This is a genomic window from Streptomyces sp. McG3, assembly GCF_018619185.1.
Lineage (GTDB): Bacteria > Actinomycetota > Actinomycetes > Streptomycetales > Streptomycetaceae > Streptomyces.
Window position 1 is genome coordinate 31084 of record NZ_JAAXYC010000026.1, and the last position, 14735, is coordinate 45818.

Below are 14735 nucleotides of genomic sequence, written 5' to 3' on the forward strand. Positions count from 1 at the left end.
TTCGGGCGACGCGTCGGCCCTAAGGCCGATCCGGAGCCCACGAGCGGAGCCCGGGGCGGCCAGCGGGCTGCTGCCGAAGTTCACGATCACGACACTCCCTCTGGAGGGCGACGGTATGCGAGTTCTGATCACTGGTGCGTCCGGCTATCTCGGTCAGACAGTGGTGCACCGGCTGGTCGAGGACGGCGTCGCGGTGACCGCCCTCGAACACCGCACCAGGCGGCAGTGGCCGTCGGCCGTTCACGTACGTGCGGGGGATCTGCTTCTGGCGGCCGACCTGCCGGAGGCAGTCCGCGACATCGATGCCGTGTGTCATCTTGCGGCCGACGCGACGGTACGTCAGACCTCGGCGCGCGCTGCCGAACTGCAGCGGCAGGTTATCACCGGGGGAACCGGCCACCTCCTGGCCGCGATGGGCGCCGAGGCCGAACGTAGAGGCGCGCCCATGGCTTTGCTCAACCTTTCCAGCTCTGCGGTGTACGGGTGGGGTGTGGACCGGCCCCTGCGCACCACGGATGCAGCCAGCCCAAGGAGTCCCTACGGCGCCGCCAAGCTGGCCGCCGAGGGAATCATCGACAGGGCGGCCGCCACCGGCCGCATCGGGGCGATCAGCCTGCGCCTGTTCAACGCCGTCGGCCGAACGCCCTACGGCGCGATGCCCAGCCCGGCCACCCTGATTCCCCGGGCCGTGGCTGCCGTGAGCGGACGCTCGCCGGTGCTGACCGTCAATGGGGATGGCAATGCCCTGAGGGACTTTGTCCACGTAAGCGATGTCGCCAATGCGGTTGCCGCAGCCCTCGTCCGCACCAGCCCGGGCACTCATCACCTCCACAACGTTGGCGCCACCCCCGCGAGCGTGACCGAGGTGCTTGACGAGGTCGGGCGGGTCGTCGGCCGGCCCGTACCCGTGTGGCACGGGCCGGCCGACGAGATGGACTCTCCCCACCTGGTGGCCGACACGGCGGACACCAGGGCAGCTCTGGGCTGGGACCCGGTCTCCTCGGGACTGCCGCGCATCGTGGCGGAACAGTTCGAGGCCTTCTACGGCGAGTACAAAAGCAGGAGTTGAGTATTTTGCAGACGCTCCAGGGTTCTACCCTGATGGTCACCGGGGCCACCGGCTCCTTCGGCAGGGCGCTCATCAAGCACGTCCTGGACCACCACTGTCCGGCACGCATCGTGGCCTACTCGCGGGACGAGCTCAAGCAGTACGAGGCCCGCCGCCATTTCGACGACGATCCCCGGGTGCGGTGGGTCATCGGCGATGTACGCGATCGGGAAAGACTGGTCTCCGCGATGCGCGGCGTGGACCACGTCGTCCACGCAGCTGCCCTGAAGCAGGTGGACACCGGGGAGTCCAACCCCTCGGAGTTCGTCCAGACCAACGTCCTGGGCTCGCAGAACGTGGTCGACGCGGCGATCCGCACGGGCGTGCGGAAGGTCGTGGCGCTCTCCACCGACAAGGCCTGTCGGCCGATCAACCTATACGGCGCCACCAAGCTCGTCGCGGACAAACTGTTCATCGCGGCGAACCTCCAGACGGCTCACCAGGACACCCGGTTCGCGGTGGTGCGGTACGGAAACGTTCTCGGGAGCAGAGGCTCCGTGGTTCCGTTCTTCCGTGAACGGGGGCTCGCCGGAAGGTCCCTGCCCATCACGGACAAACGGATGACCCGCTTCTGGCTCGGTCTCGACGAGGCGATCGGCTTCGTCGTGGACTCCCTCGACCTGATGCAGGGCGGCGAGCTGTTCGTACCGCGCATACCCAGCATGAGGCTCGTCGACCTGGCGGAAGCCGTCGTACCGGACGCCCTCATGCATGAGGTGGGGCTCCGTCCCGGCGAGAAGCTCCACGAGGAGATGATCCATCCGGACGACGCCAGCCACGTGGTCCGACTGGGCAACCGGTACATCGTGCAGCCCACCCACGGCGATGCCTGGGACTACCGGCCGCCCGTCGACGCCCTGCCGGTACCCAGCGGGTTCTCCTACTGCTCCGACCAGAACAGCCAGTGGCTCACCGCCCACGACCTTCGGACCATGCTCGAACGGACAGGGGACCTGTCATGAGGCCGGAGACCACGAACGCCGTACGCGCGCTGGCGCGTCGCCTCGCCGACTACGCGGTGCTCGCCCACGACCCGGCGGTGCCAGCCGCCACGGCCGGCTACTGGGAGATGAGCCGCGCCCACTACGCCGCGATCGACGACGACGTGCGCGGGCTCCTGGCCGAGGACCCGGACGGGACGCGGGCGCACAAGGCGCTCACCGCCGGAGCTCACGACCCGGCCCGCCACCGGGAGCTCACCGGACACCTGGCGGGGGCGCTGCACCAGCGGCCGGCCGAGCAGGCGCGGCTGAGCGCGTGCGTCGCCGCCTCGGACCGGGAAGTCTGGCTCGACCACCATCTCGGCGACCGGCACACGGCGGGCTCGACGCCGCTCGGGTTGGAGGAGGTACGCGCCCTGGCCGGCCCCTGGACAGTGCCACCCGCGGCCGACGGCCGACAGGTGCATGTGGTCATCCCGTTCCGTGACGGCACCGGTGGCGGACGCACCCGTAACCTGCTGGCCTGCCTGATCGCCCTGCGCGATCAGGACTCCGCAGAACCGGTCCGAGTGACCGTCGTCGAGACCGACGCTCACCCGCGGTGGCGGGAGCTGGTCGAACCGCTGGTCGATTCCTATGTGTTCGCCGCCCACGACGGTCTGTTCAACAAGTCCTGGACGGTCAACGTCGGCGTGGTCGCCGAGGGCGCCGGGTCCGCCTACACGTGCGTCTTGGACGCGGACATCCTGGTCGACCGCTCCTTCGTCCGCCGCAACGTCCGACGGTTGATCGACGACGGGCACACCGCGCACGTCTGCTGCGACCGGTCCCTCTCCCTCGACGGCCCATCGACCGCCGAGGCCATCGCCAGGCGGTGCGGTGCCGGGGGCGCCTATGTGCCGTTGGACGTGCTGCGCGGTGTTCTGCTGCGGGAGCCGCCGGGAGGCGCCTTGTGGTCGCGCAGCGACGCGTACGACGACGTCGGCGGCTTCGACGAGCGATTCGAGGGCTGGGGCGGTGAAGACGAGGACATCACCCGCAGGCTGAGGCGGAGCGGTGACTTCCGGCGCTACGGCGACGAACCTCTGCTGCACCTGGACCATCCGCGCCCGCCGATGCGCGACAGCGCGGAGCAGCCGTTCAACGCCCATGTGGGGATGGGCTCGTGGGACGGCGGTGACGGCTACGGCGATCCGCTCAAGTACATGGCCGACGGGCCGCGCTCGGCCACCACGATCGACTTCTCGGCCACCGCCAGGCCGCCCGGCCCCTTGATGTGGGGGCAACGGCTGTTGTGGAACGACTCCCAGTGGATGGGGGAGAAGGACTACTACTTCAACATGACCGTGTCCGTCCCTGTTCCGCCGGGACGTCGGCTCACCGAGGTTCTGGAGTGCCTGCGGCAGCTGGTCCATCGCCACGAGGCGCTGCGGAGCAGGGTCGTCGTCACCCCTGACGGAAGACCGCTGCAGGAGGTCCTGCCCTCGGGCGCGATCGACGTGCTACTGGCGGAAGCTAACCCGAAGACGGTCGACGAAGTCACTGACGAGTGCCGCGCGGAGCTGTTCGGCCGATCCTTCCGCCTGGCCGACGAATGGCCGGTGCGGCCCTGTGTCGTCTCCGTCCGAGGGGTACCCGCGCGGGTCACGTTGGTCCTCTCGCATGTCTTCGCCGATGCCGGAGCGGCCAGAGTGCTCGCCGATGAGCTGACACAACTGCTGGCGGGAACCGCCGCCTGGCACCTCCCGGGGCAGCCCCCCGCTCAGCCGCTGGAGCGGGCGGGTCACGAGAACTCCCCGGCTGGCCTGAAGCTCTCGGCGAATGCCCTGCGCCGCTTGGAGAAGCAGCTTCGATCGATCCCGCAGACGATGTTCCCGGGCCCCGAGTCCGAACCCGGCCCCTACCGTTTCCGTCGGATGGAGATGCGCTCACTGGCCCTGACCGAAGCGCTGCGACGCATCGCCGACCGTGAGGGGGCGAGCACCTCGACCGTGCTGCTGGCCGCCGTCGCGCTGGTGCTCGCGACCGCCACCGGCCATCGGACCGCGGTGTTCAAGACCGTGCTCGGCAACCGCGCCTTCCCCGGCCTGGAGCGGCTGGTCAGCAACACGCTAAGCAACGGCGTGGTCCCGGTGGAGATCGAGGACGTGGCCTTCGCCGAGCTCGTGGGTTCGGTAGGCCGGGTGACGATGGGCAACCTGCTGCGCAGCCAGTGCGACCCCACCGAGCGGGACGCGGTGACGGCCAGGGTCTCCCACGAGCGTGGCGTCCACATGGACCTCTCGGTGTTCTTCAACGACACCCGTGACATCACCGGCGGTCGGGAACCCCGTGTGCGGCCCGAAGCGGATCTCGAAGCCCTCTCCGCGACGACCCGGACGTCCTGGGTCGGTGAGTGGGAGCGGCAGGACGCGAAGTTCTTCTTCCACACCCGAACGGTCGGCGACTGCGACCACGTGTACGCGATGGTCGACACCGCGTTCCTGCCCAGCGCTTCCGTCGACCACCTGCTGCGCGGCATCGAGCGTGTCGCCGTGCGTGCGGCCGACACGGACAGGCCGGTGCGCGAGCTGCGGGAACTCCTCGGGACGCACGGTCCCGTCGGCCCTGTCCGGGGTCCGGACTGGCTGCTTGTGGATCACTGCTGGGTCCGGCTCGCGGACGTGCGAGCGGCGCTTGCCGCGGCGCTGCCGGACTGGCCGTCCGAGGTGGTCGTGGCGGAGGGGGAGGACGGGCCCGCGCTCACGGCCCACGTCGCGTGTGCAGATTCCTCGGCCGGCCCGGAGGAGCTGCACCGGGCCGTGGTGGCGGTCCTCCGGGACTTTCCGGCCGCCATCGCGCCGAGCCGGTACCTGATCACCCCGCCGGGAGGGCTGCCCGATGCCCCCGCCGTCCATCGCCGGTGAAGCCCCCGTCGCGGGGGCCCCGACCTCAGGCCCCCCAGGGCCGCACCTGTCTCTCTTCCGAAGGAGAATCCCCGTGCTGTCGTCGCTGACCCGGCCGGCGGACGTTGTCGCAGCCATCCGTGGACGAGCGCGCCGCTGGATCGACATCGCCCGTCTGCTGCCCCGAGCGGGGACCCCGGCCATGGTCGGATCCGTGCTGTTAAACGTGGTGCTCGGAATCCTCCCCGGAGTGTTCATCGTCGCCACGAGCGTGCTGCTCGGCCGGGTGCCAGGCCTGGCCGAGGCACGCTCGGGGCTGCCTGCAACGGCCTTCACCGTCCTGTTCCTAGTGGTCGGCGCCTTCGCGCTGCAGCACTTCCTGGCACCGTTCCAGGCGGTTCTGGCGGAGACCGTCGCACGCCGTGTCGACGAGCACTGCATCGGGCGACTCCTTCAGGTGACGCTGCGCCGCGCCCCTTTCTCCGTCCTGGAGAACCCGTCCCACGCCGACCTGATCGCCGACGCTCGCGCAGCCTTCGCCCGTGTGGTTCCCACGCCCGGCGAAGCGGCAGCCGCTCTGCCGCTGCTGCTCGCCCGCTACTGCCAGCTGACGACCGCAATCGTGCTCGTCGGGTACGTGCTCAGCCTGCAAGCCGCTGCTGTCGCTATGGTGACCTCATTGGCCATCAGATTCGGCGTGCGCGGCACGCTAGGGCGGTACGCGGCGCTCTTCGACTCCCTGACCCGGCACCGCCGTCGGACCGGCTACATGAGAGAGCTGGCGACCGGGCAGCGAGCGGCCAAGGAGATTCGCATGCTGCATCTGATGCCATGGTTGAGCACCCGGCTCCGCAAGGAGACGATGGCCGGTCTTCAGCCACTGTGGGACGGAAGTCGGCGCCTGCAGTTCTGGCCGTTCATAGCCCTGGCAGCCGTCGGCTTCCTCGGCGGATCGACCGTGCTGGGAATGCTGGCGTCGCAGACGTCGCAGGGCCGCGTCAGCCTGCTGGAACTGGGCATCGGCCTCCAGGCGGTCCTGATCACCATGCGCTTCGGCGTGGCCTTCCCGGAAGCCGACGTGCAGACCCAGTTCGGACTGAACTCTTTCCACGCTCTGGAACGGCTGGAGCGGGTGGAAGGAGTGTCGGGGCGCCCCCCACAGCAAGCGCCCGTGTCCGAGGACCTCGCCCCCGGACCGAAGCAACTGATCTCCTTCGAGAAGGTCTCCTTCTCCTACCGGGAGGGCGCTCCGGCGGTGCTCGACGGGCTCGACCTGGAGATCCCAGTCGGCAAGTGCACCGCCATCGTCGGCCTCAACGGGGCCGGCAAGACCACTCTGGTCAAGCTGCTGGCCCGGCTCTACGAACCGACCCGGGGCCGCATCCTGGTCGACGGTACCGACCTGGCCGGCTGCGCCCCGGAGGCATGGCAGCGTCGAATCGCTGTCATATTTCAGGACTACCTGCGCTACGAACTGTCGGCTCGGGAGAACATCGGCCTCGGCGCCCCCCACCTCCTCGACGACGAGGACGCCGTGCTCGCCGCGGCTGAGAGCGCTGGGGCCGGGGACATCGTGCGGAGTCTGCCCGAGGGCTTGGACACACCTCTGTCGCGGCACTATACCGGCGGGCGCGACCTCTCCGGTGGTCAGTGGCAGCGGATCGCGCTGGCCCGGGCGCTGCTGGCGGTCCGTGGCGGGGCCTCGGTACTGGTCCTTGACGAGCCGACCGCGCAGTTGGACGTACGGGGCGAGGTGCGGTTCTTCGACGATTTCCTGGCCACTGCCGGAGGCCGGGGGATCACCAGCGTCATCATCTCGCACCGCTTCTCGACCGTGCGGCACGCGGACCGGATCGTGGTCGTCGAGTACGGACGGGTGCTGGAACAGGGCACCCACGACTCACTCATGCGCGCCGACGGCCGGTACGCGGAGCTGTTCCGCCTGCAGGCCCAGCGATTCAACGACGAGGACGAGCAGGAAAAGACAGAGGTCACCCCATGAGAAGCATCTGGACGTCCGCCTCCTACCTGCTGGCTCTCGGATGGCGCACCAGCCGCCGTCGCCTGATCGTCTCCGTCGTGCTGCTGGCGGTGGGCCACCTGTCCGCCCCGGTAGCGGCGATCATGCTGGGTGCGTTTTCCGAGGCCGCGCTCGCCGGGCGGACCGAGGACGCCGTCACCCTGTCCGTCGGCATCGCCCTGGTCCTGGTCTTCGACCTCACCATGACGCACTTCGCCCACCTCAGCTACTACGAACTGGGACAGCTCGAACAACTCGCCCTCGCCGAGGAGGTCGCGGGCATCGTTAACGGCAGCCCCGGCATCGAGGTCCACGACGACCCCCGGTTCAGCGAGACGCTCGCCATGGTGAGCGACCGGCTGCTCCAGGTGCGGGCCGCCCTGGAGGCGGCACTGCTCCTGGGCAGCGCCCTGCTGCAGGGACTGCTGACCGCTGTCGTACTCGCGAGCGTCGACCCCTGGCTGGCGCTGCTGCCGCTGGCCGCCGTACCCGCAGTGCTGGCCAGCACCCGGGCCCAGCGGATCGTGGACGACGCTCGGACCGCGACCGCCTCACACCTCCAACTGGCCCGCCATCTGGTGGACCTGGGCACCACGTCCACCTCCGCCAAGGAGATCCGGCTCTTCGGCGTCCAGGACGCCGTGGTGGAGCGGCACAGGCGAGCGTGGCGCACCGTCTCCGACCGCCTGACGGCGGCGCAGTTCCGCAGCGCCCTGCTGCGGGCCTCCGGCCAGATCGGATTCGCCGCCGCGTACGGAGTGGCCCTCTGGCTGGTCGTGCGACGGGCGGTCAGCGGTGAGGTCGGCATCGGACAGGTGGTTCTGACTCTCACGCTCTCGGTCCAGGTTGGGGCCCAGGTCGCGACCACTCTAGGGCTGCTCGGCAAGTTGCAGAATGCCGGCCGGGTGGTCGAGCTCATCGGCCAGCTCCGCTCAATCGCACTTTCAATCCCAGAGTCGGTGACAGCAACGGCCACGCTCCCGGCGGTGCTGTGCAGTGAAATTCGGCTCGAGGGCGTTTCATTCGCCTACCCTGGTACGGACCGGCTGATCTTGGAGGATGTGTCCTTTTCTATCCCGGCGGGCTCCACCGCAGCTCTGGTCGGTGAGAACGGTGCGGGCAAGAGCACGCTTGTCAAGATCATCTGCGGCCTCTACCGCCCGACCTCCGGCCGTGTCCTGGTCGACGGAATAGACCTGCGCGAGCTCCCTCTCGAGCAGTGGCAGGCCCGTGTCGCCACCCTCTTTCAGGATTTCGCCCGGCTTGAACTGAGCTTGCGCGAGAACATCGGCGTCGGCCGGCTCGGTGCCATGGAGGACGACAATGAGATCTGGCGGGCCTTGGACGCTGCGCGGTCACGCCCGCTGGCGTCTAAGCTACCGGGAGGCATCGATGGTCTCCTCGGGCACGCCTACGGAGACGGCACAGAGCTCTCTGGCGGCCAGTGGCAGTCACTGGGTCTCGCCCGCACCCTAATGCGCACCGATCCGCTGCTGCTGCTGCTGGATGAGCCGGCGGCTGCACTGGACGCGGCTGCGGAACACGCTCTCTTCGAGCGCTTCGCTGCGAACTCCGCTGTCGTCGGCAGGACCAACGGAGCCGTCACGCTCTTCGTATCCCACCGCTTTTCCACCGTTCGCCTGGCTCAATACATCGTGGTGCTCGGCCAAGGCCGCGTCGTGGAGACCGGCACTCACGATGCGCTCATGGATCGACAGGGTGTCTATCATGAGATGTATAGCCTTCAGGCTGGCGCTTACGAGCATTGAGCGGTGAAGTGTGTAATTTCAACGGTGGCTCGAAGAGAGTTTTCCCTTCGAGCCACCGCGGCGAGAACTTCCGAAATTCTATTGATCAGAAACTCATGGGTTCGGTCGTCGGGGCTTGTGCGGTCAATGGCTCTACCGCAATTGCGGTGGTGACAAAGGGTGAAGTCATCGCAGAGGGGTGTGGTGGCGGAGAAGGGGAGTTCGGCCCGGCCGTGCACTTGCCGCTTGATTATCTTCGTCCTGTCGCTGATGTCTTCGGTGCTGTCGTTGTGATCAGCTCTGGTCAGGGCGGCGTTCACAGGCGCGGCCTTGTTCGAGACCGCAGGCAAAGAGCTCGTAACACGATCATGAGTGGGTCTTCTTGAGGCGTCGGTAGCAGACGAGGCTGCAGGCGAGGGAGACGAAGGCGTCGTGGAGTTCGGTGCGTCGTTCCCAGCGGACTGCGAGGCGTTTGAAGTGGTGGAGCAGGGCGAAGGTCTGCTCGACGACGTAGCGGAGCTTGCCGATGCCCTTGATGTTCGGGGCTCCCTTGCGCGAGATGACAGGCAGGATCCGGCGCTCGCGCAGCGCGTCCCGGTTCGGGTTGGAGTCGTAGCCCTTGTCGCCGAGCAGGGCGTCTGGCCGGCGGCGGGGCCGGCCGGGGCGGCCCGCGACGGGCGGGATGCCGTCGACCAGGGCGAGGGTCTGGGTGACGTCGTTGACGTTGGCCGCGGTCGTGATGACTTTGAGCGGGGTGCCGCGACCGTCGCAGATCAAGTGGTGCTTGCTGCCGGTCTTGCGCCGGTCGACCGGCGACGGGCCGGTGTCGGCACCCCCTTTTTCGCCCGGATGTGGGAGCCGTCCACGCAGGCCCGTGACCAGTCGAGTTCGCCGGCCGTGTTCAGCTCAGCGAGCAGGACCTGGTGCAGCCGGTCGAAGACCCCTGCCTCCTGCCACCGGTCCAGACGCCGCCAGCACGTCTGACCCGAGCCGAACCCCGGCTCCAGCGGCAGGAGTTGCCACGCTATGTCGTTGTAGAGGACGAACAGGATGCCCTGCAGACAGAGCCGGTCCGGCACCGGCCTCGGCCCCGGAGACCGCTCCGGCCAAGGCGGCAGGAGCGGCTCGATCAACGCCCACAAGTCGTCGTCCACGATCCACGGCCGAGTACTCACACCACCACGAACGGCCGAACCCTCAGACCGGTCACGGCCAACCGGCACGTTTCAACAAGATCGTGTTACGAGCTCAAAGGCATGCAAATGAGGGGAAGTGCTCGGCCTGCCCGGCGGTGCCCCACGGGCTGAGCGGCTCGGCAGGCTTTAGTAGCGCAGCAAGAGCGCTGATTAGCATGCTCCTTCCTTGGTCGGAGGTGCAGACGGAGCGCCGTTGGCCTGACGCGAGTCATCGCAGGTGGGGAGGACAAGGGCGGTAGCAGGGCTGCCGAGCACCTGCGGTGGATACGTCCCCGCCTCACGGTGACTGAGGCGGGGTGTCGCGAGAGGGCGTGACTGCCAGGCCGGACGATGCGCTGACGGGGCCACGTGGCGGAGTGCGGGCGGCTTGCGGCGAGGTCGTTGAGGGCGCCGTTCACCACGTGGCATGAGACGTTGAATGTGTCGCGGTCGGGCCTGTAGGACTCGCGGTATTCGCGGTGGGCGTGGACAGTCACCCCGACCGCCTGCCGGTAGTGCCCGCTACCCCACAGGACCTGGACGCTGCCCCATACCCACGGACGAAGCGTCCAATTGCGGTGCGTCGGAGCCGAGGTTGCCCGCGGGCTCCTGCTCCGCCTCCAACTGGGCCATGGCCCTATGTGTGGCTTCGCGTTCACGCCAGAACGGCTGCCGCTTCGGTTCCGTCCACTCAGCTGTCCGCCATGCAGGGAGAGTGCGGTCGAGGACCTGCTCGATGATCTGTGTAGCGGCCTGGACCCAAGCTTCGGCTTGTCTAACTTGTAGGTCCAGAAGCCGATCGTGCTCGGCCCGTCCGGCACGTAGGTGATTGAGGCGGCCTCGATGTAGCCCCTCAGCTTGGATATCGCCTACTCGCGATTGATCTGCGACATAGCCGCACGATGCTCGCCCCCAACGGCATCCAGGGATAATTCGTCGCCGAGACTGTGGCGTGTCACAGCTCGCAGCTGGTCGGGCGCTGCGTTCCGGCCGGAGCGCAGCGCCCGACCAGCTACCGTTTTCGTACCACCGTGCACGCCCAGGGGGGCCCATGACCGACACCACCACCGACCAAACACCCGGCGAAGCCGAGTCCACCGACCGCCTGCCGAAACCCCTGCACCGGCGGATCGCCGACCAGTGGAACAGCGTCAACACCGCAGGGAAACTAGCCCTCCTCGGCGGCGCGGTCGTCGCCACCATCAGAGTCCTGGCTGCCCTCGAAGACGCGCGTAATCCCCCAGCCGAACCGGACAGCGATCCCGGCCGCTACGACCACCTCGGCACTCACGTCCAATGGAACAACCACGGCCTCTACTACATGTGCCGCCACCACGCTTGCAGCAAGAAAGTGGACTGGACCATTACCCGCCACGACTGTTGCGGACGATGCACCCCCGGCCGGAACTGTCTCAAGGAAGCGCAGCGCGACTACGCCGGGCCCGGGAACTTCGCGCACCGCTTCTGGGACACACTCATGCACCCCGACGCCTGCGCCACCTGCGGTGAGCAGCCCGAGGCGCACCCAGAGCGGTAACGACCGTGCCACCGCCTTTGCCCGGCTCGGGTGGGGGGTGTCGTGTTTCTGCTGACTCTCACTGCCGCGCTGTCGTCTACCACGCGAGCGTCAGTGGCTCGTAACAGTGCAGCCCACAGACCCGGGGCGTACCGCGTCACGCCCCGGGACGACGCCCGAGGTAGGGCTTACGAGTGGCGACGTTGGGCGGCGCACACCGAGGGCACGGCAGCGTTGTGATATGTATGGCTTTTGTGGAGAGGGTAGGTGCGGCGATGCTGACACCGAACTCTTTGGCGTGTGTCTGATCGCCGGGAGCAGCACCAAAATAGCGCTGCCCTGCCTGTCGAAAAGGTCGCTGAGACCGGTCGGCTGGCGAGGTGAAGCGGTGAGCGCGTGGATCGGCCTGCCGGGGGGCACCTGATGAGCGAGTTGCAGCTGTGGGACGACAATCCAACGACGGTTGATCTTCTCGGATTCACCTCAATTGTCGATACCGTTGTGGCTGCCCTCCAGTCACCTTCTCTGGATCCCGTGACCATCGGGGTCAATGCACCTTGGGGCGGAGGGAAATCCACCGTCCTCGGCCTCCTGCACGAAGCGCTGGACAAAGAACCCGGATACCGTGTGATCCGGCTCGATCCATGGGAGTTCGACGACCAGTTCGATGTACGCGGCGCCGTCATCGGTGAAGTCCTGCAGGACCTGCTGACCGCCTACCCGGACGAACCGCTTGAGGACCCAGTCAATGACCTGCTAGAACGAATCAGTTGGGCACGTGTCGCGGCCAGCATGGCCCGCGGCCGACTGGTTGCGCAGACCGACGAGCTCGTCAAGGCGTTCACGCCCCAGTCGAGGGAGGACGCCAAGAGCCTGGCGGGGTTCCGTGGCGAGTTCGCCAAACTGCTTCACAACCTGCCGCTCTTGACGCGTCTGGTCGTCCTGGTGGACGACCTCGACCGGTGCCTGCCGGATGCAGTGATGGCCACCCTGGAGGCCATCAAACTATTCTTGTCCGTCAAGAAGGTGGCCTTCGTCCTGGCAGCCGACCAGGAGATGGTGCGGGAGTCCATCGCCGTCAGCCTTGACGCCACGGGTCGGGGCGAGCAGTTCGCGCTTCGTTACCTGGAGAAGATTGTTCAGCTACCGCTGTCCTTGCCGCGTATCAGCACGGATGAGGCGGGTGCCTACATCGCCCTCCTACTTTCCCAACGTCGGTGCGAACAGGAAGACGAGTTCGCGCAGTTGGTCGGACACGCCCAGCAGCGTCGCGCTCAAGGACACTCACCCGTCCTGGCTGACATGCAGGGCCTGCCGTGGGAGCCCGGCGCCGAAATCCTGGGACTGGCCAGCCGCTTTGCCGCAGGCCTGGCCGCACACCGCTCGGGAAGCCCTCGCAGCATCAAGAGGTTCCTCAACGCATTCGCGCTGCGCACCCGGATTGCCGAACGGCACGGCATCGACATTGATGCCTCGGTGATCGCCAAGCTCATGCTGCTGGAGGACAGCCACAGCAAGGATTTCGAGACTCTGGTCCGCCTCCAGGAGGCCCAGCGCGCCGAACTACTGGAACGCTGGCAGGCCTGGGGTCGGGACGAGCAGGACAAACCTGCCGAGGTCACTGAGGACAGCAGGGAATGGGCTGCATCCGACCCCGATCTCACCACCGCCCCGATCGGCCCCTACCTGAGTTTGGCCGCATCCCTCGTCAGTCTCACCGCCGCAGCGTCCATGACACAGCAACAGCTCACCTGGGTGGGCGGCTTGGCCAGTGCCTCCGAACCGCACCGACGTGATGCCCAGGCCGAGATCGTGACCGCACTGATTGCCGACCAGCAAGCTGTGGTCGCTGCGCTGGTTCAAAGGGCGCGCCGCGAGAGCGAAACTGATCCGCTGGCCGAATCACTTGTGCATATTGCGGTCCGTACTCCCGAGCTGCGTTCAGCTGTGGCAGAGGGACTGTGGGAGATCCGCAAACACCTCATGCCCGGGGCCGTGGTGGAGCTGGACAGCAGCGGCGTCGAGGAACTGCAAGCTCTGATTCCCCAGCTGGCCACAGCCACCGATATCGACCCGGCGACACAGGAATTCGCAAAGATCACGACGGAGCGGAAGCCCTGATGGGCACCTCCGGCTCCTACGGAGGCAGCGGCAACGCGGACTGGAAGCAAACCCACGACGCCTTCGACGCCCTGCCCGTCGCCGCCCTCTCCGGAACCGGCCCCCAAGCCCCGTCAGATCCCACAGATGTTCAGCAGCAACTCCTCGACAACATCCTCGACGCGCTGTCCACAGCCTTGCAGAACGACGACGCGGACCGTGGAAGCCCACCTGCCGCCGGATACCCGCTCTCAGCGCTGCTGACATCCCCCCGAGCCAGCGGCGGCGGGGGAGGAGGAGCCGGAGGGACGCACACACCCAATGGACGAGCCGGCGCCGGATCACGACGCCAAGTCATCAAGGGCTCCGCCCGCGGCGCCGCTGCCCTGGCCGGCGCCTACGCGCTGCGCAACGGTGACGCAGCCCGCCTGCAAGAACTTGGCCTGAACCTGACCGAATTGCGCAACCTGCGCCCACTCGCGCAGATCTCCCGCATCCTGCAGACGGTCCTCGGCGACGCAGGCCACCCCGACGAGGCCGCCCTGCGTAAAGCGGCCACCAGATACGTCAAGGCCGTACTCCTCGATCCTGAACCGCCCGCACAACAGTACGGCTTGCGCGGACTCGTCACCGAATGGATTTACGAGCTCGCCCTGGTCGAGCTCGGATCGCAAAAGGCCCAAGGCAACCTGACCGCGCAGGAAGCTATCGCCAAGCAAAGACTGGTCCGTTCCTGGCTGGAGCGCCGCCTCAAACACATCGGCATCCCTGACACGCGACACATGACCGTGCGGGAGTTCTCCGCAACAGCAGCCGAGGTGACCGGGGAGGCACTGCGCATGCTTCGCGCACGACGCTCATGACAACCGCCATCGAAGTGCTGCCGCACGACGCTCAGCAGCACGAACTCTCCGCCACACCCCTGCACTGGGCCCGCACCTCCGCCGACGGCCCCACTCTGGAAGTGGCCGGCACGCTCGGATGGGACCTCGACCAGATCGGCCCCGTCCCAGTGGCGGCCGCAGACCTGGTCCGCATCGCCACCTCGGCCTACCTCGCCGACCGCCGAACCTCCCGGCCCACCACCTTCGTCAGGACAATCGAACTCACCGCCCACACGGTCAACCCCGACCCCTGGAACAGCGCACCCGGCGAACTCATCGAAGAGCTCCTGCACTGGCTCACCGGAGACGTGTGGCATCTGCACGCCGTGCCCGCCACCCCCACCGACCGGGCCCAGAC

The 14735-nt window shown here is 67.8% G+C and carries 9 protein-coding genes and 1 pseudogene; 9 read left to right on the forward strand and 1 reads right to left on the reverse strand.

What is annotated here, in order from left to right; translation table 11 throughout:
- The first annotated feature begins 115 nt into the window (after positions 1-115).
- From HET64_RS06990 to HET64_RS07010, 5 genes are all read left to right on the forward strand, one after another.
- Positions 116-1069 (forward strand): NAD(P)-dependent oxidoreductase, encoded by a 954-nt coding sequence (locus tag HET64_RS06990; protein WP_215103170.1) that lies wholly within the window; start codon positions 116-118, stop codon positions 1067-1069.
- On the forward strand, positions 1066-2070 hold the full coding sequence (gene pseB, locus HET64_RS06995) for a UDP-N-acetylglucosamine 4,6-dehydratase (inverting) (protein ID WP_251144909.1): 1005 nt from the start codon (positions 1066-1068) through the stop codon (positions 2068-2070). Before HET64_RS06990 ends, pseB begins: the two co-directional genes overlap by 4 nt.
- Positions 2067-4955: a condensation domain-containing protein gene (locus HET64_RS07000; RefSeq protein WP_215103171.1), complete on the forward strand. Its 2889-nt coding sequence runs from the start codon at positions 2067-2069 to the stop codon at positions 4953-4955. Before pseB ends, HET64_RS07000 begins: the two co-directional genes overlap by 4 nt.
- 73 nt (positions 4956-5028) lie before the next feature.
- Positions 5029-6936: an ABC transporter ATP-binding protein gene (locus HET64_RS07005; protein WP_308369876.1), complete on the forward strand. Its 1908-nt coding sequence runs from the start codon at positions 5029-5031 to the stop codon at positions 6934-6936.
- Complete coding sequence (locus tag HET64_RS07010) at positions 6933-8723, forward strand: ABC transporter ATP-binding protein (protein ID WP_251144910.1); 1791 nt, start codon at positions 6933-6935, stop codon at positions 8721-8723. Before HET64_RS07005 ends, HET64_RS07010 begins: the two co-directional genes overlap by 4 nt.
- A gap of 345 nt (positions 8724-9068) precedes the next feature.
- Here the strand turns inward: HET64_RS07010 and HET64_RS07015 are convergent.
- Positions 9069-9877, reverse strand: a protein-coding gene (locus HET64_RS07015; RefSeq protein WP_308369877.1) for an IS5 family transposase whose coding sequence is annotated in 2 segments (ribosomal slippage) — positions 9069-9557 and positions 9560-9877 — 807 coding nt in all. Because the reading frame shifts where the segments join, the coding sequence is not laid out codon by codon here.
- Positions 9878-10928: 1051 nt separating this feature from the next.
- On the opposite strand from HET64_RS07015, the gene HET64_RS07020 reads away from it, so the two are divergent.
- The 4 genes and pseudogenes from HET64_RS07020 to HET64_RS07035 all read left to right on the forward strand — a co-directional run.
- The gene (locus HET64_RS07020) at positions 10929-11414 is read left to right on the forward strand and encodes a hypothetical protein (RefSeq protein WP_215103172.1); all 486 of its coding nucleotides are present in this window, start codon (positions 10929-10931) and stop codon (positions 11412-11414) included.
- Positions 11415-11816: 402 nt separating this feature from the next.
- Positions 11817-13514: a P-loop NTPase fold protein gene (locus HET64_RS07025; protein WP_215103173.1), complete on the forward strand. Its 1698-nt coding sequence runs from the start codon at positions 11817-11819 to the stop codon at positions 13512-13514.
- Entirely contained in the window at positions 13514-14356 is an 843-nt protein-coding gene (locus tag HET64_RS07030) for a hypothetical protein (RefSeq protein ID WP_215103174.1), read from the forward strand. The genes HET64_RS07025 and HET64_RS07030 overlap by 1 nt, the downstream gene beginning before the upstream one ends.
- Positions 14353-14735, forward strand: a pseudogene (locus tag HET64_RS07035) (hypothetical protein); the annotation flags it as partial. The gene HET64_RS07030 and the pseudogene HET64_RS07035, both read left to right, overlap by 4 nt.